We start from the raw sequence: 21,864 nt of genomic DNA on the forward strand, positions 1-21,864 counted from the left end.
CCCTCTTCTCCTTCGGAGTACCAGACACTTACACTCTGATAAGTCTCGCTATTGATCAGCGGAGGCAAATCCCCCCACTGAACATAGTCACTTTAACCAAAAGCAATCTAAGTCCCATATGTAGGAGGTCATTGAATTGACAGATAAAATAGTCCTGCTTCCGGGTGATGGAATAGGAGCAGAAGTTATCTATGCTGCCAAAGACGTACTAGCAGCAATTAGCAAAAAATATCATAAATCTTTTGAATTTTCTTCCTATGATATAGGCGGAGTTGCCATTGATAAACACGGAACTCCCCTACCTGATGAAACGGTTGAAGCTTGTAAAAATGCAGATGCTGTTTTATTAGGTGCCGTCGGTGGTCCTAAATGGGATCAGAACCCTTCTGACTTAAGACCGGAACGTGGTTTATTAGGTATTCGTAAAGCGCTAGATTTATATGCGAATCTTCGTCCTGTTAAAGGCTTCAAGAAACTTTTACATGCATCTCCTTTAAAAGAGGAAATCATACAAGGTAGCGACTTACTCATTGTCCGGGAACTGACTGGTGGACTATACTTTGGCCAACCTAGTGAACGCCTTGAGAACGGAGATGCTGTTGTAGATACATTGGCATATACACGAAAAGAAATGGAGCGTATTATAGATAAAGCCTTTCAAAGTGCAAAGTTACGTAATAAACGACTAACCTCCGTTGATAAAGCTAACGTGTTGGAATCTAGTAAACTATGGAGAGAAATTGTGGAAGAAAAAAAAGCAGCTTATCCAGAAGTTACTGTTGATCATGTATTAGTTGATGCTGCGGCAATGAAACTCATCACCAACCCTACACAATTTGACGTTATTGTTACGGAAAATATGTTTGGTGATATTTTAAGTGATGAAGCTTCTGTTTTAACTGGATCACTTGGAATGCTTCCTTCTGCCAGTCTAGCAGAAGATGGTGTTGGCTTATATGAACCTGCACATGGTTCTGCACCTGATATTGCTGGGAAAGGAATTGCCAACCCAATTGCGATGATCCTATCTGCTGCCATGATGCTTCGTTATTCATTTAATATGAATGAAGAAGCAAAAGCTATTGAAGATGCAGTGGAAGAAGTAGTCAATCAAAACTATCACACTGCGGATTTAAAAAGTGACAATGGTATGCTGGTCAACACATCGGAAATGACACAGTTGATCGTAGATGCGATTAACTAAGCAAGTGAACCACCGGTGTAACCTATTCCAAATAGAAAAGCGCGAAACTTTTTCTAATCAAACCTTTTAACCTTTCATTATTAACGTAAGGAGTGAAATAGATGAGAAAACCAAAGACAATTATTGAGAAGATTTGGGAAAAACACATTGTTCATCATGAAGAAGGAAAGCCGGATCTTTTATATATTGACTTGCACTTAGTTCATGAGGTTACCTCCCCTCAAGCGTTTGAAGGACTAAGAATGCATAAGCGAAAAGTGCGTCGACCTGATCTTACATTCGCAACCATGGATCACAATGTACCGACTATCCACCGTAATGTAATCAAAGATGAAGTTTCCAAAACACAAATGGAAACATTAAAAACAAACTGTGAAGAGTTTGAAGTGCCTTTAGCAGATATTCATCATCCAGACCAAGGAATCGTCCATGTAATAGGTCCAGAATTAGGTTTAACACAACCTGGTAAAACAATTGTTTGTGGTGACAGCCATACTTCCACTCATGGAGCTTTTGGAGCATTGGCATTTGGTATTGGTACTAGTGAAGTGGAACACGTACTGGCAACTCAAACAATCTGGCAACAAAAACCGAAAACATTAAATGTGAAAGTTAACGGCAAATTAGGTACAGGTGTAACAGCAAAAGACTTAATTTTAGCAATTATCGGAAAATTTGGTGTCAAATTCGGTACCGGATATGTTATCGAATATACAGGTGAAGCAATTCGCGACCTGTCAATGGAAGGTCGGATGACTGTATGTAACATGTCCATCGAAGCTGGTGCTCGAGCAGGATTAATCAGTCCAGATGATACAACAGTCGAATTTTTACGTGGAAAGCGCCATGTTCCAGCAGGTGAAGCATTTGATCAACTTGCCGAAGAATGGAAAGCTTTAGCAACCGATGAGGGTGCTGTCTATGATGAGCAAGTTGAGATTGATGCTGATGAGATTGAACCACAGGTTACTTGGGGAACAAATCCTGGTATGTGTATCCCTGTAAGTGCAAATGTGCCAACTTTAGAAGATGCGCATAATGATAATGAACGCGAGGAAATTCGACGTGCCTTAGAATATATGGGGCTTGAAGGTGGCGAACCAATCTCTTCTGTACAAATCGAACATGTATTTATTGGATCATGTACCAATTCTCGTCTTGCTGACTTACGCCGAGCATCCGAAATTGTGAAAGGACAGAAAGTAAACCCTAATGTTCGAGCAATTGTAGTACCAGGCTCCCACAGTGTAAAAGCACAAGCTGAAAAAGAAGGCATCGATCTCATCTTTAAAGAGGCAGGATTTGAATGGCGTGAAGCTGGTTGCAGTATGTGTTTGGCAATGAACGATGACGTGGTACCAGAGGGTGAACGATGTGCTTCTACTTCAAACCGAAACTTTGAAGGTCGTCAAGGTACCGGTGCTCGAACACACCTAGTTAGTCCAGAAATGGCTGCAGCTGCGGCAATAAAAGGTCACTTTGTTGATGTTCGTCATTTAAGTGTTCCAACACCAAGCTAATGATAAAGGAGGATACGAAAGATGGAACCAATTCGTAAACATAAGGGACTTGTTTACCCATTAAACCGTGCCAATGTAGATACAGATCAAATTATTCCAAAGCAGTTTTTGAAACGCATTTCACGTCAAGGGTTTGGTCAATTCGTTTTCTATAACTGGCGGTTTAATTCAAAAGGTGAATTGCGTGAAGATTTTTCTTTAAATCAGCCAAAGTATACAGGAACATCTATTTTGGTAGCTGGAGAAAACTTCGGTTGCGGATCTTCACGAGAGCACGCTCCATGGGCATTACAAGATTATGGTTTTAGAGTAATCATTGCACCAAGCTATGCGGATATATTTTATAATAACTGTACCAAAAACGGTATCCTACCAGTTAAATTAACGGAACAAGAGGTAGAGACGTTAATTAAAAATGCTGAAGTCGATCAATATCATCTTACCGTTGATCTTGAAGCAAAAATTGTTTATGACGATCAAGGATTTGAGGCTTCCTTTGATTTAGATGACTATAAGAGAGAAATGCTGCTAAATGGCTGGGATGAAATTGCTGTGACCCTTACACACGCGGATAAAATATCTCAATTTGAACAATCTCATGGTTAAACATGACAGGCTGATTTTCTAATTATTAGGAAATCAGCTTTTTTATTGCTGAAGTCTTTATTTAGTCTCTCCTCTTCCCTTGCCTTTATCCATTTTATTTTCCAAAATCCTCTATAGTGGGATAAGAAGTTTCGGACATACTAACAGATATAAGGAGGTGCAAAATTTGCTACATCCCACAGAAATAGAACAATGCAAACAAGAATTATTGGAACGAAAGAAAATAATAAAACAGCATCTAACAGATCATTTTGGCCAAGAACAATCCCTCAATAAAGACTCTGTTTCCGAATTATCCAACTATGATAATCACCCAGCTGACACAGGTTCAGAGTTATTTGAACGAGAAAAAGACATTGCACTGAATGAACACGAAGAAAAAGAATTAGCTGATATTAAACAAGCATTACAGGCAATCGAAAATGGAAGCTATGGAAAATGCGAGATTTGTCATAACGATATCCCTGCTGAACGTATGATAGCAATGCCCACCACTACTCATTGTATCGCACACGCTGAACAGGATATAAAAAAACAAAGACCAATCGAAGAAGACATTCTTCATTCAAATATTGATGAACAAGAACTAGAAGGTGATGATCATACAATGTTTGATGGTGAGGACGCATGGCAAAGTGTGGAAAGATATGGTTCCTCTGACGGACCTTCTGATTTTTACAACACAGAAAAAGACTATGACGATATGTACTACGACTCAGAAGAACTAGTCGGTAGCGTTGAAGAACTGGAAGGGTTCCTTTTAGCAGGAATAGATGGAAAATATATTGGTGTTAATGAAGCGCATGAAAAGTATGAAGATTATTTAGATGATAACGATATTGGCTCTATCTTATATACAGATAAGTGATTGGTGCTTTTCAGGGTCACTGTCCTTGGTGAGCCTAAATATTCGTTTCATTAAGTAGAAGTAGAACTATCAAGATAAAAAGAGGATACAGCTTGACGTTTTGCTGTATCCTCTCTTCTTAGTAATCACTATCACTTACTTCATCTTTCACTATTGCTACACTTGCACTTGCTCCGATACGGGATGCTCCTGCATCCACCATTGCCTGGGCAGTTGCTAGATCACGAACTCCACCGGAACTTTAACACCAATATCTGGTCCAACTGTTTCACGCATTAATGCGATATCTTCGACTGTAGCTCCTCCAGTTGAGAATCCTGTTGAAGTCTTCACGTAATCTGCACCTGCAGCAACTGCTAATCGGCATGCTGTTTCTTTTTCCTCATCTGTTAGTAAACATGTTTCAATTATAACTTTAACTAACGCTTTACCTGCAGCTGCTTGAACAACCGCTTCAATATCCGCTTGTACAAGCTCAAGATTGCCGTCCTTCAAGGCCCCAACATTAATGACCATATCTACTTCGGTTGCACCTTTCTCCACAGTATATTTTGCTTCAAAAGCTTTAACAGCAGAAGTAGTTGCCCCAAGAGGAAAACCAATAACGGTACAAACTGCTACATCGGTTCCTCTTAATAATTGTGCTGCATAACTTACCCATGTCGGATTTACACAAACAGAATAAAAGCCGTATTCTTTCGCTTCTGCACACAGTGTTTCAATTTGTTGTTTCGTTGTATTAGGTTTTAATGCTGTATGATCAATTTTATTTGCTAAACTCATCTTCATCCTCCTTTGTTACTTGGCATTGCTCATATCTTCAGCAATAAATGCTCCTGGTAATAAATCTTTAACGGTTGTTTCTTCTATATCTCCCTGGAGGTTCGTTAAGACTACCTTCATATCCGGACCGCACAGTTCTGCCATTACCTGCCGACATGCTCCACAAGGTGACACCGGTCGATCTGTATCTGCAACCACTGCAATCATTTCAAAATTTCGGGAACCTTTTGCATATGCATGAAATAATGCCGTTCTCTCACCGCAGTTAACCATGGAATACGCAGCATTTTCAATATTGCATCCGTGAAAAATATTGCCTTTATCATCGAGCAATGCTGCTCCCACTTTAAATTTAGAATAAGGAACATATGCTTTTTCACGTGCTTTTTTCGCTTCTTCGATTAATTGTTTTTCCATCATCGCTTCTCCCCTTTTTTATTAACCAATATCTTGTATCAGCTGTTTAACAAATCGTAAAAAGGTTTCTCGAACTTTTTCGGTTGTTTCGATGACTTCATCATGTGTTAAAGGTTGGTCTAAAATTCCTGCTGCCATATTCGATATACAAGAAATACCTACACATTTGATACCAGCATGACGCGCAACAGTAACTTCTGGTACAGTTGACATCCCTACAGCGTCCCCTCCAATTGTTTCTAACATTCTGATCTCAGCTGGAGTCTCATAGCTTGGGCCAGTATTCCAGACATAAACACCATCTTTTAAAGGAATGTTCAATTTTTCCGCAGCTTGTTTGGCAATTTGTTGTAATTCACGATCATAAGCTGTCGACATATCAGGGAAACGAACGCCGTGCTCTTTCACGTTTTCCCCAATTAAAGGATTTTGCCCGGTATTATTTATATGATCAGTAATTAACATAAGATCTCCTGGTGCCAAAGAACGGTTTACACCACCTGCTGCATTGGTTACTAATAGCTTTTCAATCCCTAATTCCTTCATAACACGAACAGGAAAAGTAACCGCATCTAATCCATATCCTTCATAGTAATGAAAACGCCCCTGCATGGCAATTACATCGACACCTTGAAGGTTACCGATTACCAATTGTCCTTCATGTCCTTCTACAGTTGATATAGGAAATCCAGGAATTTCTTCATATTTAATTTTCGTTGGATTTTCTATTTCGTCTGCCAGCATACCTAAACCAGATCCTAAAATTAAACCGATTGTAGGTTGTGTTTTGATCTTCTTTTGTAAATAAGCAGTTGATTCGGTTAATTGGTTCATCTAAAACAGCCTCCTCCTTATAAAATCTCCCTTAGAAAACTTTTCCCATTTGATGGTAATGTTACAGCAAAATTGTCTGCAATGGTAGCACCAATATCAGCAAATGTTCTTCTAATTTCTAATTGTTTACCATTAGTAATTTGATTATGACGAACAAGAAGGGGTACATACTCTCTTGTATGATCTGTTCCATGATGTACTGGGTCATTACCGTGGTCCGCTGTAATGATAAATAGATCATCATCACGCAATTTATCTAGCATTTCTGGTAAACGTTGATCAAATGCTTCTAATGCTTCTCCATAACCCTGTGGATCACGTCTGTGTCCATATTTGGCATCGAAATCAACTAGATTAAGGAAATTCAAACCATGGAATTCTTTATCCATAGATTGAATGAATTTCTCCATGCCATCTGCATTGTCTTTTGTGCGAATGGCTTCTGTTACACCCTCCCCATCATAAATATCCGATATTTTGCCTAATGCAATTACGTCATAGTTAGCATCTGCTAAATCATTCATTACTGTTCTTCCAAAAGGTTTTAATGCATAATCATGACGGTTAGATGTTCGTTCAAATGCACCTGGCTCACCGATGAACGGACGGGCAATTACTCGACCGACCATATACTTTTCATTTTTCGTTAGATCTCGAGCAATCTTACAAATTCGATATTGCTCATCGATTGGAATAATCTCTTCATGTGCGGCAATTTGTAAAACAGAATCCGCTGAAGTGTAAACAATCAAATCGCCTGTCTTCATATGCTCTTCACCAAGTTCTTCGATAATCGCAGTACCTGATGCTGGTTTATTTCCAATAATTTTTCGTCCTGTTTGTTCTTCTAGCTGCTTCACTAAGTCATCAGGAAATCCATCAGGAAATGTTTGAAAAGGCTGCTCGATATGTAAACCCATAATTTCCCAGTGACCTGTCATTGTATCTTTTCCATTTGATGCTTCCTGCATTTTGGTGTAGTGAGCTTGTGGTTGCGCTGCTTTTTCGATTCCTTTAATTTCACGAATATTACTCAGACCTAACTTTCCGATATTAGGCATCTGCAAGCCATTCATATGCTCTGCAATGTGTCCTAATGTATCCGCACCTTCGTCATTAAATTGTGCGGCATCAGGTGCTTCTCCAATTCCCACAGAATCTAATACAATTAAAAAAACACGTTTAAATGATTTCATTGGTGACCTTCCTTTCTATTACTAACTCTAGAAGTATGATTTGATCCAGTCGGCGATCTGCCCTCCAAAATAAACACCAAAAATACCTACGACCCCTGCAAGTACAGGAGGTGCAGGTAATGGTAATTTCATAAATTTAAACAAGATACCAACTATTATTCCAGCAAGTAAACTGAGGGCAATTTCTTTCATGATGTGTCACTCCTATTTTATACTCTTCCTTGTAGGATGTCCAACCTCTTTTGATGATACCCTTTACTACATAAAAGGTTTTATTAGTGAATGATATCGTAAATTAATGAGAGATTTGTATTATTTTCCGTATGGATTGTATAGGCATCGATAATTTTTCGCTCTACTTCTGTTATGTCTTCCTGATTACTATATACTTTAACCAGTGTCTCACCTTCTGATACTTGATCACCAATTTTTTTCTGTAATACTACTCCAACTGCTAAATCAATGTCTGATTCTTTTGTTAAACGCCCTGCTCCTAACATACTTGCAGCAATACCAATTTCATCTGCCACTATTTCATTAACAATACCGGACTGTGTTGCTTTAATATCGATCACATATTTTGCTTGCGGTAATTTACTAGGATCATCTGCAACTGATGGATCTCCACCTTGTGAGGACACAAATGTTTTGAATTTATCAATAGCTTTACCTGAGTGAATGGCATCTTCTAATTTCTGCCTTGCTTCATCAATGGAGCTGGCCTGTTTCGCTAAATATACCATCTGGCTTCCCAAAGTTAAACACAATTCTTTTAAATCCTCAGGACCGTTACCTTTTAATGTTTCTATCGCTTCCTTGATTTCTAGTGCATTCCCAACAGCATATCCTAATGGCTGATTCATATCGGAAATAACGGCAATTGTTTCACGTCCTGCTCCATCCCCAATATCCACCATTGCTTTTGCTAATTCTTTCGCATCATCTAAGCTTTTCATAAATGCACCTGAACCTGTCTTGACGTCCAGCACAATGGCATCTGCCCCTGATGCAATCTTCTTACTCATAATCGAGCTGGCAATTAAAGGTATGGAGTTAACGGTAGCTGTGACATCACGTAATCCATAAAGTTTTTTATCTGCTGGTGTCAAATTCCCACTTTGTCCAACTACAGCAACTTTTTGTTCATTTACCAACTTATTAAATTTTTCTGTTGTTAATTCAACCTGAAATCCATCAATAGATTCTAATTTATCAATTGTTCCTCCAGTGTGACCAAGTCCTCTTCCTGACATTTTGGCAACTGGCACACCTACAGAGGCTACTAATGGCGCCAAGATAAGGGTAGTGGTATCACCTACTCCACCTGTAGAATGTTTATCTACTTTAATACCTTCTATATCTGATAAATCAACGATATCACCAGATTGAACCATAGCCATCGTTAGATTAACTCGTTCCTCTGTCGTCATTCCTTGAAAATATAGCGCCATTGCCATAGCAGACATTTGATAATCGGGAATTTCCTCTTTTGTGTAGCCTTCTATCATAAAATTGATTTCATCTTTTGTTAAGCTTTTATCATCGCGTTTTTTTGCGATTAAATCGACCATTCTCATGTAATGATTCCTCCTTCTTTATACTTACTCCAAATTATAAGGACGTCTAATACCCTGTTGCTACGAAATCGCCATTGAATTCGGATTCATTATATAGGTAAGACGTCCAACAAGTCAATTAATTATGACAGAATGTTTTAGTAGTAGTATTTATAAAATACGTTTTCTTATTACACTAAAACTAACCTGATCCGCCCGGAAAAAATTTAAAGAGTATAAAATCGGTTGGTCATCTGTATCATAATGAATCTGTTTTAGTATTAATAACGGTTGCTCAGGTTCCGCTTCCAATATATTCGATATTTCTTCATGGTAACCGATTGTTTTAATCTCAGCCTTTGCATAACTAATCGTTATCCCTTTTTTCTCCTGAAAAGAAAGTAATATAGATTCCTCTTCAAACCGATAATCCTCTCCAATAAAAGAAACTGGAACTTTATCAATGCAGTACACTAGTGGTTTTTCATCAGCAGTCCTTACACGTTTCACCAAATAGACAGGATCATTGTCTTTTAGGTTTAACTCTTGCTTATCTTCACTGACAGCATCTACTATCCCTTGAAAAAGTAACTTTGTACCAGGCTCTTTACCTTCCCTTTTTATAAAATCAGTAATACTGAATAATTCCTCAATTCCACCTGAAAAAGCCGGTTTTTTATTTACAAAAGTTCCTATTCCATGTTTACGAATAATAATATTTTCTTCCTCTAATATTCTTAGTGCTTCTCTCAAGGTATTCCGGGAGACATTTAATTGTCTGGCAAATTCCATCTCAGACGGTAAACGTTCACCCGGCTCCAATTCTCCCTCACTTATTTTGGTTTTTATTTGCTCAATCACATGAATATAACGTGGTGTTTGATAATCAAAGACCATGTCGACTCCCCCTTTATAACCGAACAACTCTTATATTATGTACATCTTACTATAATAGCAAAATACTTGTTCTTTTTTAAAATAAGTGATTGACGCAAAGAAGTCAAACCGCTTTTATTCTTGACACTACAAGGCTTTTGTGATAATTATTATGTGTTAGCACTCGCATAACAAGAGTGCTAACATACATAAACAAGAACGATGAGGAGGAGATTAATTTGGAAAAAAAACAGTTTCAGGCTGAATCCAAGCGATTGCTTGAAATGATGGTACACTCTATCTACTCACAAAAGGAAATCTTTTTACGTGAACTAATTTCAAATGCTAGTGATGCGATCGATAAAATCTATTATAAAGCATTAACGGATGATAGTATTTCTTTTAACAAAGATGATTATTATATTCGAATTGAACCGAACAAAGATAATCGTACTTTGATCGTTAAGGATACTGGTATCGGTATGACAAAAGAAGAACTGGAAGAAAACTTAGGTACGATTGCTAAAAGTGGTTCCCTCGCTTTTAAAAAAGAAGTGGAAATGAAAGAAGGACAGGAGATTATCGGACAATTTGGTGTAGGATTCTATTCTTCTTTTATGGTTGCGGACAAAGTAACCGTTTATACTCGCTCACTTCACAGCGACGAAGGGTTCAAATGGGAGTCAGACGGTGAAGAAGGTTATACAATAGAACCGTATGATAAACAAGATGTCGGAACTGAAATTATTATTCATCTTAAAGAAAATGCAGAAGAAGAAAATTATGATGAATTCCTTGAAGAATATAGGCTAAAATCAATTATTAAAAAATATTCTGATTTTATCCGCTACCCTATTAAAATGGAAGTCATCGAAAAGAAACCAAAAGAAGATAATGAAGAAGAATTAGAAGACGTAATAGAAGATCAAACCATTAACAGCATGGTGCCTATTTGGCGAAAAAATAAACAAGAGCTGCGTGACGAAGATTACGAAAGCTTTTATCAGGAGAAACATTTTGGATTTGATAAACCATTAAGTCATCTCCACATCAGTGTGGATGGTATGGTAAGATTTCAATCCATCCTTTATATTCCTGAACAATTACCATTTAATTATTATTCACAAGATTTTGAAAAAGGTTTAGAGCTTTATTCTAATGGTGTACTCATCATGGATAAGTGTGCTGATCTATTACCCGATCATTTCAGTTTTGTACGTGGAATTGTCGATTCAGAAGATTTGTCATTAAACATATCGAGAGAAATCTTACAACAAGACCGCCAAGTAAAATTAATTGCGAAAAATATCGAGAAAAAAATTAAAAACCATTTACAAAGTATGCTAAAAAATGAACGTGAACAGTATGAAAAATTTTATGAGGCATTTGGTCGACAGCTTAAATACGGTGTTTACACAGACTTTGGTGCTAATAAAGATAAATTAAAAGATTTATTACTTTTCTATTCCTCCAGTGAGCAAAAACTTGTATCACTAAAAGAATATGTGGAACGGATGCCCGAAGAGCAGGAGCATATTTATTATGCAACTGGTGAATCTCATGAACGGATCGAGAAGTTACCACAAACAGAATTAGTGAAGGATAAAGGCTTTGAAATTCTTTATTTCACTGACGAAGTGGATGAGTTTGCCATTAAGATGCTAATGAATTATGATGACAAAGAATTTAAAAATGTATCAAGTGGTGACCTTGATTTAGAAGATGAGGAAACGAAAAAAGAAGCGGAAAAGCAAAAAGAAGAACATAAGGATCTTTTAGAAGAAATGAAAGAAGTTCTTGGCAATAAAGTAAAAGATGTTAAACTTTCTACACGTCTAAAGACACATCCTGTCTGCTTATCAGCTGAAGGGGATGTTTCGATTGAAATGGAAAAAGTGCTAAAACAGATGCCTGATAATCAAAACATTGAAGCAACAAAAGTATTGGAAATTAATAATAAGCATGACATTTTTCAAGCATTAGTAAATGCCCATAAGACAGATAAAGAAAAAGTAAAGCTGTATACGAACATTTTGTACAACCAAGCATTACTTATCGAAGGTCTACCGATCGAAGACCCAGTTGCCTTAACAAACGATATGTGTAAAGTAATGGTATAAAGGGAAACTCCCTTCAGCAGGAGTGAACATGAAAACGAAGAAGCTTCTCCTAAAGCCGTCGCAGTTGCTAATTGCGACGGTTTATTTATAGTAGTTCTTTTTTGGGCAATGTATCTTCCACAATAAAGTAAGCCCTCTACTTCACAGGGATAGTTTTGGGATAACAGACCTAACACCCTGATAAGTTCACTAATATTAATGGAGGTTAAAACCCCACTACTCATAGTCTCACTTTATAATCATCCGTAGCAGATGGAAACTTATTCCTTCTGCTTTTTTGTTATGAAAAGTTTATAAATAAATAAAATGTGTAATATTAACTGTAAGGTATATTCTAAATATGTCGGAAATTAACGTTAGGAGGGTAAATGAGATGAAACAAAATGTCACCCAAAAATTAATTAGTAACCATCTAGTATCAGGGGAAATGCAGCCTGGTAAGGAAATTGGCTTAAGAATCGACCAAACGTTAACACAGGATGCTACAGGTACAATGGTTATGCTCGAATTAGAAGCTATGGAGATTGATCGTGTAAAAACAGAAGCATCTGCCCAATATGTAGATCATAACTTAATTCAAGAGGATTTTCGTAATGCGGATGACCACCTTTTTTTACGAAGTGCGGCACGAAAATTTGGTATCTACTACAGTCGTCCCGGAAATGGAGTAAGCCATCCTGTCCATATGCAACAGCTTGCTAAGCCAGGAAAAACATTACTTGGCTCTGATAGTCATACATGTGCAAATGGTTGTATGGGAATGCTTGCCATAGGTGCAGGTGGTATAGATGTTGCGATGGCAATGGCAGGAGAGCCTTATTACGTAAAAATGCCAAAAGTCATAGGTGTAGAATTAAAAGGAAAACTCCCAGATTGGGTTAGTGCAAAAGACGTTATTCTTGAAATGTTACGACGTCATGGTGTCAAAGGTGGAGTTGGCAAAATCATTGAATATTATGGGCCCGGTGTCAAAAATTTATCTGCAATGGATCGACATGTTATCGCAAATATGGGGGCAGAACTAGGCGCAACTGCTACTATCTTTCCATCTGATAAAGAAATTAAGGACTTTTTAAGGCAACAAGGCCGTGAAAATGATTGGATCGAGTTAACGGCAGATCGTGGTGCTGAATATGATGAACACGAAAGTATTGATTTATCTGAATTAGAACCTTTAATAGCTAAACCATCCAGCCCAGGTAACGTTGTGCCTGTCTCGGAAGTAGCAGGGGAACCAATATATCAGTCATATATCGGTTCATCAGCAAATCCAGGTTATCGTGATTTCGCTATCGCAAGTGAAATAGTAAAAGCGAAAAAAATTGCACCAGGTATCTCCTTTGATATCAATCCGACTTCACGACAGTTACTAGAGCAACTCGTGGAAAATGGTCACATAGCAAACCTTCTCTCCGCCGGCGCACGGATGCACCAAGCCGGATGTAATGGTTGTATCGGAATGGGACAAGCACCTGCAACTGGTAGAAATAGTTTACGGACTACGCCACGTAACTTTCCGGGCAGATCTGGTACTAGAGAAGACAGTGTTTTTTTATGCAGTCCCGAAACTGCTGCAGCTTCAGCTCTGACAGGCAGAATTACTGACCCGAGAACATTAGACATGAGCTATCCCAATGTTCAAGAACCAAAAAAATTCACAACCGAAGGAATGCTGGAAGCACCACCAAAAAATAATGATGTAGAACTAGAGAAAGGGCCAAATATTACAACTATTCCTGATTTTGAGCCAATTAAAGACAATTTTGATCTGCCAATTTTGTTGAAAATGAGTGATAATATTTCCACTGACGAAATATTAGCTGGCGGTTCCAGAGTATTACCTTATCGCAGTAATATTCAAAAAATCAGCACATTTACCTTTGAAATTATTGATGAGGACTATTACGAAAAAGCAATGAATATAAGAGATAGCGGTGGTCACGCCCTTATTGCTGGCGTAAATTATGGACAAGGATCCAGCCGTGAACATGCTGCACTTGCACCAAGATACTTAGGTCTAAAAGTGGTAGTGGTGAAAGATTTCGCACGTATTCATCTACAAAACTTAATTAACTTTGGTATTCTTCCGTTAACTTTTGTGAATGAAACAGATTTTGATTATCTATCGCAAGATGATATTTTAGAATTCCGTAATATCCACGAAACCATCCAAGTTACCGATACATTTGACATTAAGGTGAAAGGAACAGATCGTACAATTCCGGTACGACACGATTTAACGAAACGACACATCGATATTATTTTACAAGGCGGGATTATTAATTGGATCAAGCAAAAACAAAAATAATGTAGAAAGGAAGAATAACGATGGGTTCCCAACATATGAGATGTAAAGCCTGTGAAGGCACAGGGCTTTTGATGGATGATGAAGAGTGGCGCTATACTTGCTCAATATGTCATGGTGATGGATTTATTTCACGCTATGATTCAAAAGAAAACATGGACTTAATTGATGTGGATATCAATAAGCGGACACTCGAATAATGATATGACTTCTGTCCTCCCACTTACTTTCATTCCAAGAAAAGAGGATGGACATAACTAAATAGGTAGAACGAGAATCCGAACAATTTGAACGAAGTGCAGGCAAAAATAAATGACTCCTGTGGGTCGGCTAACTACGGTCACTTCCTGTAGCCAATACAGACACTTGATCGTCCTATCTTCGAAACTCACACGAGCTGAAGATCCACTGGGTGAAGTTTTTTCTTCACACAGTTAGCTAAAGTTCGCCCACGGAAAGCGAAGTATTTTGCCGAAGCGGTATGCATACTCGGGTTTTTCTATCTAATTACTCTTTTTAATTTGTTGATTTGTCTCGGTGCTAAAACGTCTGTAAGTCCAGAAAGCAGAGGGGGTGCCCCCTCTGCTCATAGTCTCATTTTATAAATTTGACGCATACTGCTTCTGGCGCGTTAATGTTTTTTTGTAGTAAACTTAATGTTCCTTTTTCTTGATCTCTTTCGAACAATACTAATGTTCCAGTTTCTTGATTGGCCGCTACGATAAATTGTCCGGTTGGATCCAGAACAAAGTCACGTGGCCAGTCTCCTTCTGTATGTGTCCATTCAATAAATTCAAGCGTATGATCCTCTTTAATCCGATATATCGCAATGGAATTGTGCCCTCTATTTCCTACATAAACAAATTTACCATCTGAGGAAAGATGAATCGCACTCCCCTGACTATTTTCTGTAAAGTCTTCTGGCAGAGTGGAAATGTATTGGACTTCTTCAAATGTCCCCTCATTTTCATGATATTTAAGCACAATTACTTCATTACTTAGCTCTGTCATCACATAAGCATATTGACCATCTGGGTGGAATGCAATATGACGTGGGCCACTTCCAGGTTTAACTGTTAATACACTTATTTCTTGGAGAACATCGCCATCCGGACGGTAAGTGGTAACTGTATCACTACCTAAGTCCACTACCACTACAAATTGTTCGTCTGGAGTAAATCCTGAAAAATGTAGGTGAGGTTTCTCTTGGCGCTCATGCGGACCATTTCCCTCATGCTCTACTGCATTTGGTGGCTCTATCGAACCATCTAGGTTCGTTGAAAATGCTTCTACTTTCTTCGTATGATAATTAGCTGCTACCACTAACTTATTACGATTATCTACACTGACATGACAAGGGGCTGAACCATCTGTTGACTGGCTATTTATTTTTTCTAATGTCCCGCGATCATCTGTAATCCTAAAAGCTGTAACACCGCCTTGATCTCCTTCTTTGGAAACAGCGTATACATATTGATTATCGTTACTAATTGTTAAGTATGTCGGGTTATCCAAATTAGCTGCAACGTCTATGTCGATTATTTTTTTTTCTACTGTATCCAATGTGAAACGATAAATACCCTGGCTTTCTTTTTTCGTGTAAGAACCAATATATCCTATGTATTGTCTCCCCATTAGCAAAAACCCTTTCTATTCGTAAAAATTGTTATCAATTTATTATAGCAAATATGAAACAGGAAAGAAAACTTGGCTACCGCCAAGTTTTCTTATCATCATATTGTTCTGTTTCTTCGCATTTGATAATATGCATATGCTCCAATACCGATTGAAGCAAGCATTGGTAAGATTCTTGTGCCTCTTCTCATCTGTATCCCTCCATTCATTTGGGGTACACTTCTATCTTTTACTTTTAACTAATTTCTAGCCGACACTATTTCAGGTTTTACTGGAATTTACTACCAATAAAAAGAAAGAACAAGATGAACAGACCGATTGTAAAAGGTAAAGTACCAATTAAGCTAAGACTCATCCCATTGTAGCCGCCAACTAATTCGTTACCAATTAAATAAATGACGACACCTACAGCACAACTTAAAAATCCCCACCAATAAGCAAGTTTCTTCCATAAACTGTAGACGGCACCAATGATAAATAAGCATAAAAATATCCAAGGTAAGACAACATATATAATGTAACTCATGTGATTCATCCTTTTATATTGACATTACTTCTATCATTATAAACCTAATTTGCCAAAGAAAAAACCAGAAACATTTAAGCTCCTGGTTTTAAGATATTTTCGTTAAGTTGATAGTGCCTTTTTAATAATTGTCTTGTTCTGAAAATACGCGTTTTAACGGTTGAACGACTAATTTTTAATGTTTTTGCTATTTGATCATCGTCTAATTCCATTTTAAATTTTAATTGAAACACATGCTTTAGCTTCTTACTTTTATTGATGCATTGCTCTAATTCATCCAATGTGGTTTTCCAGTTTATCTGGTCATCCACTTCATTAGAGGAACAAATTGCCAGCTCCTCGATTAAGTATGGACTTTCTAGCAAGCATGTTTGACGACGCTTTTCTTTCCGTAAAATATCGATTGCAGTTCTTGAGGTGACAGTTCGCAACCATGCCCCTAATTTATCAATCTTTTCAATATCTACTTGCTGTTTCATTACTTTGATCCATGACTCTTGGACAACATCTTCTGCTATTTGCTGATCTTTGACTACTTTGAGTGCTGTATAGTGCATCATTGACTGATACTGTTTAACTAATGCTTGATAAAAGTCGTCCGTGAACATTGATTACACCTCCCCCTCTTATTCAAAATACTCTGTAATATAACTTGGTAACTGATCCTCACGCACTTGATAAGCATCAATAAAATAATCATTAGTTGGTCCATAAAAACCAATTTCCCAACTACCTTCTGAATCACTGTTAAGATTAACTAATTCTTCTATTTGCTCTCTATCATTCACAATCATCCATTCGTTCAGATCAATATCTTCCATATAAGACAGTTCATAAAACACAGCTTCATTCTCAAGGGATCGAGTTATGGCAATCCTGCTTACATCATCTGAATTAATTGTAAGTCCCCGATCTAATTCTTCTTCTTCTAAAACATCCAATACCCTTGTATAACTATCTAATAAAGGCACGTAATAAAAATTGTCTGGTCCAAGCCCAAACTCAAGAGCTTTCATTTCGCGATTACCACTCTGAATCATTTCTACATAAGTAGCATCTAAGAAATCTTGCTTAAATGCATCCATGATTTTGGTAATTGTTTGCTGATCGGTAACTTGCTGCCTGCTATTATAACCAGATACGGCTACTGAATTTATCTGACTATTTTTGTCATACAACCAAAATAAACTTGATCGTTTATAATCTTCTGATTCCATTATTGGCTTTAAATAATGCGCTATTTCTTCTATTGACGGGATAAAATATTCCCGTGTCAGTTTATTCCCGTTGTCCAAATGATAGCTAATATCAATAGTCGTTGATTCATCAGTGTATTGGTGGTATCTATTTTGCCCTATATGATCATTTGCAATAATAAAATTATGGAGATCAAGCACATCTTGTATTAATTCTGAATCAGTAATATTTTGCTTACTTATTCTGTTTCCATCTGAATCATAATAGACACTATCATAAAGAAAATTTTCATTGGCAAAATAGATTCCTTCCACTTCATCCTTACTAGGAACCTTGGTTTCAAAGCCGTACCAATCGAAAATTACCGATACTATTAAAAACAAAGAAATGCCAATATAGATCATAAAACCTTTCCACTGATCAAACACCCGCCAAGTTTTTTGCAGGAGCATTTCTGCTAACAAATAGCCAAGCAATGCACCACATATATAACCAAAGACAATCCAACCTACATATAATCCTTGTGCAAGACCAAAGTAGGTGCCACCTAGCAACATAAAACAAAAGGTTACGCCAAATTTAAAAATTGGCTTTATTACCGGAAATGTAATGGTTTGATTTGCTGATTCCATATGACGTGCCTGATAAAGTACTAACGAAATACCTATTAAAGCAATGGAAAGCAACCAGTAATACCAAGTGACGATTTCTAGATTACTTTGCGTGGATAATTCAAAAATCCAATAAATTGGTGATACATGTAAAAAATAAGACATTACGATCGAATCAGGACTAAATCCAACTAGCAGCATTCTTAAATTTTCCATCACTAATAAAGAGATACCGTAAGGGAAAATAAGAATAATATAACTTAAAGCACCTTGGACAACTGAAATACCGGTAAACATACCAATAAGGAACGTAAGTGAATAGATAAAAGTTGTAAATGTTAAGGTATCATAGAACCATTTCCAAATATCCTCATGTTGATACATAAAATCCACATTGATTAATCCATACATGACAAAAAGAATAAAACTAGTAAGAAGTACAGGAATCAAAATCATCAAGTAACCTACTGTAAATTGATGAAAAAACAATTGTGACCGTTTTAATGGTAGACTGTGGATAAAATCTGTGGAGCCTTTCATATGCATATAACGACAGGCATACATAGCCGCTAAAACAGGAACAATTAAAATAAGTATACTTTGTACTGGACCATTTATATGAAAGAGACCATCTACATACTCTTGATAATGGTTTACATCACCCGGATCATTTCTCGTTTTCACCATAATAACTTTTAATGGTAATAGGAAAAGAAGGGCGAGAAAATAGCCTATTCCAATCCAACCGAAAGATCGGAAAGCTTGCTTCCATAATTCTTTTTTAAAGTAAGATGTTTTCGATGGCATAGCCTACACCCTCCATTTCATAAACGAATATTTCCTCCAAGGTTAAAGGTAAAATATCAAACACAACTGGATTATATTGTTCGATAACCGCTTCTACTTGCTTATAATCACCACGGATAATACAGAGATATACACTGCCGCGCTTTTCTTCATGAAGTATATTTAGCCCTTCAAATTGTGTTGGATTTACTTCTTGTTTAAAAGCAAGCTGTACTTTATGAATATCAGATTTGAGCTCATCCAGGTCTTTTTCTAACAACAATTTTCCTCGATGAAGAATCCCGACTGCATCGCAAATATCTTCTACTTCTTTTAAATTATGAGAGGAAACTAGTACCGTCATTTCCCGTTCTGCAACATCTTGAATGATCCAAGATTTAATTTTACGGCGAATAACAGGATCTAGGCCATCAAACGGTTCATCAAGAATAAGATAATCAGGCATTGCACATAACGAAAGCCAGAATGCGACTTGACGCTGCATTCCTTTTGAAAAACGTTGGATTTTGCGATCGGCATCTAAGTCTAATAAATGCTGCATTTGCTGAAATCGTTCTTGATTCCACTTTGGATAGATATCCATATAGAAGTTAGCCATTTGTTTCACTGTATAATGAGAGAAAAAGAACAACGCATCGGGAATGAATATCATTCTTTCCTTTAATTCTACATTTTCGAATATCGGTTTCCTTTCTAGCTCTACCGCTCCTTCATTTTGCTTAATGATACCTGCAATAGTCTTCAACAAAGTTGTTTTACCCGCACCATTCGATCCTAGTAGACCGTAAATAGAGCCTTTTTGTATTTTTAGGCTTACATCATGAAGTACCACTTCTTTTTCAAATTTTTTAACTATGTTTTGAACTTGAATCATCGTCATCCCCCCTTGTTACAGATTGTTCTACTTCTCTCATCAATTTCTCTAACTCTTCAACGGTTACACCTAAAAACAATGCCTCTGCTATTTGCTTTCTCAGATGTTCAATTACCTTTTTCTTTTCAACTGAATTATCGGTCGTCATAACATGATTCACGAAACTTCCCTTCCCTTTCACCGAATATATATATCCCTGTGCCTCTAACTCACGATACGCCTTTTGGATCGTGTTTGGATTAATCGACAGTTGCTGAGCAAGTACACGTACAGAGGGTAACTGCTCGTCTTTTTCCAATACATTATTAATGATCAACTGCTTCAGTCGATCTACTAACTGCTCATAAATAGGCTTTCTACTACGTAAATCCAACTCAAACATAACAACCTCCCTTTCTAGTGTATGAACTGTATTAATTGTATTAACTGTATTAATATATTTAGTACAGTTATATTATATACTTAAAATGTGAAAATGCAAGAGGAATTTATTCCAATTTTCCCAACTATTTAATTTAAAAAAGCTATGTATCTCTTTGTTGAGATACATAGCTTCTTTAATTAGATAGTTTATTTTGATACCACTCTTTTGCTGCTTCTGCTTCAGTCTGGGTTAATTGATGACCATTGTTTTCCCAGTGAACCTCCACATCAGCACCATTTTCTTTTAAAATTTCTTCTAACTCTATAGACTCCTGCTCTGTACATAATGGGTCATTCCGACCAGCTGTTATTAATACTTTTACTCCTGCAAGGTCAGGAAGTTCGATACCTCTTCTAGGAACCATTGGATGGTGTAGCACAGCAGCACTTAACGCATCTTGATAATGGAATAATAAACTGCCTGCAATATTAGCTCCATTAGAATACCCGACTGCAATTACATAATTACGATCAAAGCCATATTCCTCCGCTGCCTCATCTAAAAATTCATGAAGCTCTTTCGTACGTAATATCAGGTCCTCTTCGTCAAATACTCCTTCTGCTAATCGTTTGAAAAATCGTGACATTCCATTTTCTGAGACATTTCCACGTACACTTAAAATGTTTGCATCTAAATCGATAATATTTGCTAATGGTAGCAAATCCGTTTCCGTTCCCCCTGTACCATGCAACAGAAGCAAAGTAGGCCCTTGTAAGCTTTTGCCTTTCTTAAAAATATGTTTCATTTTACCATCCTTCCCCATTATCTCAGCTTCAAAATATGTTTAGCTAATTAAATTATATTCAGTTTAAGTAATGAAGGGTTCTTCTGTCAATTAGCTTGCCTTGACACTGTTTGAATACTACAATAAAGATTAGGAGTGGAATCAATGACCTATTTACCTTTTTTTTTAAATTTACAAAACAAACAAATCGTGATAATTGGAGGCGGAAAAGTAGCTGAACGAAGGGTTCTGCGCTTGCTTCCATTTAAGGACAACACCACAATTGTTAGTCCCAGCTTAACAGAGTCACTACATCAACTTATCCAGCTACATAACATCAAGTGGATCCAGACAAAATGTCACCTTGATCACTTTCAGGCGGCAGATCTCATTATAATTGCGACAAATGACTCTATCACAAATGAATATGTAAGGAAGAATGCTCCATCATCTGCCTGGATAAATGCCGCACATCAAGCTGAAGCTGGTAATATTCACTTCCCTATTACCATTCAGAAGGGAAAATTACAGATCGCTATCTCTACTGGCGGAGCAAGTCCAATTTTAGCTAAAAAGTTAAAAAAATCTATCGAAAAAGAGCTACCAAATCATTATGAACAATATATCGACTTTTTGTTCGAAGCTAGACAATTAATTAAACAGTTAAACCTCTCTGCTACCACCAGAAATGAATTATTACATGAAATTGTAGAAAATCCGCTCTATTCCCGAAAAGAACAGCTAGCTTGGTTTGAAAAAGTAAAAAGCCAAGGGTGAGCGA

21 protein-coding genes and 1 pseudogene are annotated in these 21,864 nt (G+C 37.2%); 8 read left to right on the top strand and 14 right to left on the bottom strand.

Annotated features, from left to right (window positions below):
* Nucleotides 1-136: 136 nt before the first annotated feature.
* From leuB to ACTNEP_RS03780, 4 genes are all read left to right on the top strand, one after another.
* Entirely contained in the window at nt 137-1,204 is a 1,068-nt protein-coding gene (leuB, locus tag ACTNEP_RS03765) for a 3-isopropylmalate dehydrogenase (protein ID WP_441160325.1), read from the top strand.
* 101 nt (nt 1,205-1,305) lie between these two features.
* Nucleotides 1,306-2,724, top strand: coding sequence for a 3-isopropylmalate dehydratase large subunit (gene leuC, locus ACTNEP_RS03770; protein WP_441160327.1), 1,419 nt, complete (start codon nt 1,306-1,308; stop codon nt 2,722-2,724).
* Nucleotides 2,725-2,745: 21 nt separating this feature from the next.
* The gene (gene leuD / locus ACTNEP_RS03775; protein WP_441160328.1) at nt 2,746-3,330 is read left to right on the top strand and encodes a 3-isopropylmalate dehydratase small subunit; all 585 of its coding nucleotides are present in this window, start codon (nt 2,746-2,748) and stop codon (nt 3,328-3,330) included.
* 166 nt (nt 3,331-3,496) lie between these two features.
* Nucleotides 3,497-4,198, top strand: a complete 702-nt coding sequence (locus ACTNEP_RS03780; RefSeq protein ID WP_441160329.1) for a TraR/DksA C4-type zinc finger protein — start codon at nt 3,497-3,499, stop codon at nt 4,196-4,198.
* 118 nt (nt 4,199-4,316) lie between these two features.
* Here the strand turns inward: ACTNEP_RS03780 and deoC are convergent.
* From deoC to ACTNEP_RS03815, 7 genes and pseudogenes are all read right to left on the bottom strand, one after another.
* A pseudogene (gene deoC, locus ACTNEP_RS03785) lies at nt 4,317-4,981 on the bottom strand (deoxyribose-phosphate aldolase).
* A gap of 15 nt (nt 4,982-4,996) precedes the next feature.
* Nucleotides 4,997-5,401, bottom strand: a complete 405-nt coding sequence (locus tag ACTNEP_RS03790) for a cytidine deaminase (RefSeq protein WP_441160330.1) — start codon at nt 5,399-5,401, stop codon at nt 4,997-4,999.
* 18 nt (nt 5,402-5,419) lie between these two features.
* Complete coding sequence (locus ACTNEP_RS03795; RefSeq protein WP_441160331.1) at nt 5,420-6,232, bottom strand: purine-nucleoside phosphorylase; 813 nt, start codon at nt 6,230-6,232, stop codon at nt 5,420-5,422.
* A gap of 17 nt (nt 6,233-6,249) precedes the next feature.
* Nucleotides 6,250-7,428 (bottom strand): phosphopentomutase, encoded by a 1,179-nt coding sequence (deoB, locus tag ACTNEP_RS03800; RefSeq protein WP_441160333.1) that lies wholly within the window; start codon nt 7,426-7,428, stop codon nt 6,250-6,252.
* A 27-nt stretch (nt 7,429-7,455) separates the two neighbouring features.
* On the bottom strand, nt 7,456-7,620 hold the full coding sequence (locus ACTNEP_RS03805; protein WP_441160334.1) for a XapX domain-containing protein: 165 nt from the start codon (nt 7,618-7,620) through the stop codon (nt 7,456-7,458).
* 83 nt (nt 7,621-7,703) lie between these two features.
* The gene (locus ACTNEP_RS03810; RefSeq protein ID WP_441160335.1) at nt 7,704-9,005 is read right to left on the bottom strand and encodes a pyrimidine-nucleoside phosphorylase; all 1,302 of its coding nucleotides are present in this window, start codon (nt 9,003-9,005) and stop codon (nt 7,704-7,706) included.
* Nucleotides 9,006-9,155: 150 nt separating this feature from the next.
* Nucleotides 9,156-9,881, bottom strand: coding sequence for a GntR family transcriptional regulator (locus ACTNEP_RS03815; RefSeq protein ID WP_441160337.1), 726 nt, complete (start codon nt 9,879-9,881; stop codon nt 9,156-9,158).
* Nucleotides 9,882-10,099: 218 nt separating this feature from the next.
* Between ACTNEP_RS03815 and htpG the strand changes: the two genes are divergently transcribed.
* The 3 genes from htpG (at nt 10,100) to ACTNEP_RS03830 (ending at nt 14,485) form a co-directional block, all read left to right on the top strand.
* Nucleotides 10,100-11,980 carry a molecular chaperone HtpG gene (htpG, locus tag ACTNEP_RS03820; RefSeq protein WP_441160338.1) on the top strand — a complete coding sequence of 627 codons (1,881 nt, stop codon included), beginning with the start codon at nt 10,100-10,102 and terminating at the stop codon, nt 11,978-11,980.
* A 373-nt stretch (nt 11,981-12,353) separates the two neighbouring features.
* Nucleotides 12,354-14,288, top strand: a complete 1,935-nt coding sequence (locus tag ACTNEP_RS03825; RefSeq protein WP_441160339.1) for an aconitate hydratase — start codon at nt 12,354-12,356, stop codon at nt 14,286-14,288.
* 20 nt (nt 14,289-14,308) lie between these two features.
* The gene (locus ACTNEP_RS03830; protein ID WP_441160340.1) at nt 14,309-14,485 is read left to right on the top strand and encodes a hypothetical protein; all 177 of its coding nucleotides are present in this window, start codon (nt 14,309-14,311) and stop codon (nt 14,483-14,485) included.
* A 394-nt stretch (nt 14,486-14,879) separates the two neighbouring features.
* Here the strand turns inward: ACTNEP_RS03830 and ACTNEP_RS03835 are convergent, their stop codons facing one another.
* The 7 genes from ACTNEP_RS03835 to ACTNEP_RS03865 all read right to left on the bottom strand — a co-directional run bounded on the left by ACTNEP_RS03835 (nt 14,880) and on the right by ACTNEP_RS03865 (nt 21,104).
* Nucleotides 14,880-15,920: a lactonase family protein gene (locus ACTNEP_RS03835; RefSeq protein WP_441160341.1), complete on the bottom strand. Its 1,041-nt coding sequence runs from the start codon at nt 15,918-15,920 to the stop codon at nt 14,880-14,882.
* A gap of 268 nt (nt 15,921-16,188) precedes the next feature.
* Nucleotides 16,189-16,446: a hypothetical protein gene (locus ACTNEP_RS03840; RefSeq protein WP_441160342.1), complete on the bottom strand. Its 258-nt coding sequence runs from the start codon at nt 16,444-16,446 to the stop codon at nt 16,189-16,191.
* Between the two features lie 74 nt (nt 16,447-16,520).
* A complete protein-coding gene (locus ACTNEP_RS03845) occupies nt 16,521-17,054 on the bottom strand; it encodes an RNA polymerase sigma factor (protein WP_441160343.1) in 534 nt (177 codons plus the stop codon).
* 18 nt (nt 17,055-17,072) lie between these two features.
* Nucleotides 17,073-19,061: a DUF6449 domain-containing protein gene (locus ACTNEP_RS03850; protein ID WP_441160344.1), complete on the bottom strand. Its 1,989-nt coding sequence runs from the start codon at nt 19,059-19,061 to the stop codon at nt 17,073-17,075.
* Nucleotides 19,036-19,935: an ABC transporter ATP-binding protein gene (locus ACTNEP_RS03855; RefSeq protein WP_441160345.1), complete on the bottom strand. Its 900-nt coding sequence runs from the start codon at nt 19,933-19,935 to the stop codon at nt 19,036-19,038. The genes ACTNEP_RS03850 and ACTNEP_RS03855 overlap by 26 nt, the downstream gene beginning before the upstream one ends.
* Nucleotides 19,910-20,317, bottom strand: a complete 408-nt coding sequence (locus tag ACTNEP_RS03860) for a GntR family transcriptional regulator (RefSeq protein WP_441160346.1) — start codon at nt 20,315-20,317, stop codon at nt 19,910-19,912. The genes ACTNEP_RS03855 and ACTNEP_RS03860 overlap by 26 nt, the downstream gene beginning before the upstream one ends.
* A gap of 175 nt (nt 20,318-20,492) precedes the next feature.
* Entirely contained in the window at nt 20,493-21,104 is a 612-nt protein-coding gene (locus ACTNEP_RS03865) for an alpha/beta hydrolase (protein WP_441160347.1), read from the bottom strand.
* Nucleotides 21,105-21,248: 144 nt separating this feature from the next.
* On the opposite strand from ACTNEP_RS03865, the gene ACTNEP_RS03870 reads away from it, so the two are divergent.
* Nucleotides 21,249-21,860 carry a precorrin-2 dehydrogenase/sirohydrochlorin ferrochelatase family protein gene (locus ACTNEP_RS03870; RefSeq protein ID WP_441160348.1) on the top strand — a complete coding sequence of 204 codons (612 nt, stop codon included), beginning with the start codon at nt 21,249-21,251 and terminating at the stop codon, nt 21,858-21,860.
* The last annotated feature ends 4 nt before the right edge of the window (nt 21,861-21,864 follow it).

It is taken from the genome of Gracilibacillus sp. HCP3S3_G5_2 (assembly GCF_052063305.1).
GTDB lineage: Bacteria > Bacillota > Bacilli > Bacillales > Amphibacillaceae > Gracilibacillus.

Excerpts from the sequence above, each read along its gene's own strand:
- leuC (WP_441160327.1), top strand. The coding sequence starts at position 1,306 with ATGAGAAAACCAAAGACAATTATTGAGAAGATTTGGGAAAAACACATT.
- leuD (WP_441160328.1), top strand. The coding sequence starts at position 2,746 with ATGGAACCAATTCGTAAACATAAGGGACTTGTTTACCCATTAAACCGT.
- ACTNEP_RS03790 (WP_441160330.1), bottom strand. The coding sequence starts at position 5,401 with ATGATGGAAAAACAATTAATCGAAGAAGCGAAAAAAGCACGTGAAAAA.
- ACTNEP_RS03795 (WP_441160331.1), bottom strand. The coding sequence starts at position 6,232 with ATGAACCAATTAACCGAATCAACTGCTTATTTACAAAAGAAGATCAAA.
- deoB (WP_441160333.1), bottom strand. The coding sequence starts at position 7,428 with ATGAAATCATTTAAACGTGTTTTTTTAATTGTATTAGATTCTGTGGGA.
- ACTNEP_RS03805 (WP_441160334.1), bottom strand. The coding sequence starts at position 7,620 with ATGAAAGAAATTGCCCTCAGTTTACTTGCTGGAATAATAGTTGGTATC.
- ACTNEP_RS03810 (WP_441160335.1), bottom strand. The coding sequence starts at position 9,005 with ATGAGAATGGTCGATTTAATCGCAAAAAAACGCGATGATAAAAGCTTA.
- ACTNEP_RS03815 (WP_441160337.1), bottom strand. The coding sequence starts at position 9,881 with ATGGTCTTTGATTATCAAACACCACGTTATATTCATGTGATTGAGCAA.
- ACTNEP_RS03825 (WP_441160339.1), top strand. The coding sequence starts at position 12,354 with ATGAAACAAAATGTCACCCAAAAATTAATTAGTAACCATCTAGTATCA.
- ACTNEP_RS03830 (WP_441160340.1), top strand. The coding sequence starts at position 14,309 with ATGGGTTCCCAACATATGAGATGTAAAGCCTGTGAAGGCACAGGGCTT.
- ACTNEP_RS03835 (WP_441160341.1), bottom strand. The coding sequence starts at position 15,920 with ATGGGGAGACAATACATAGGATATATTGGTTCTTACACGAAAAAAGAA.
- ACTNEP_RS03840 (WP_441160342.1), bottom strand. The coding sequence starts at position 16,446 with ATGAGTTACATTATATATGTTGTCTTACCTTGGATATTTTTATGCTTA.
- ACTNEP_RS03845 (WP_441160343.1), bottom strand. The coding sequence starts at position 17,054 with ATGTTCACGGACGACTTTTATCAAGCATTAGTTAAACAGTATCAGTCA.
- ACTNEP_RS03850 (WP_441160344.1), bottom strand. The coding sequence starts at position 19,061 with ATGCCATCGAAAACATCTTACTTTAAAAAAGAATTATGGAAGCAAGCT.
- ACTNEP_RS03855 (WP_441160345.1), bottom strand. The coding sequence starts at position 19,935 with ATGATTCAAGTTCAAAACATAGTTAAAAAATTTGAAAAAGAAGTGGTA.
- ACTNEP_RS03860 (WP_441160346.1), bottom strand. The coding sequence starts at position 20,317 with ATGTTTGAGTTGGATTTACGTAGTAGAAAGCCTATTTATGAGCAGTTA.
- ACTNEP_RS03865 (WP_441160347.1), bottom strand. The coding sequence starts at position 21,104 with ATGAAACATATTTTTAAGAAAGGCAAAAGCTTACAAGGGCCTACTTTG.
- ACTNEP_RS03870 (WP_441160348.1), top strand. The coding sequence starts at position 21,249 with ATGACCTATTTACCTTTTTTTTTAAATTTACAAAACAAACAAATCGTG.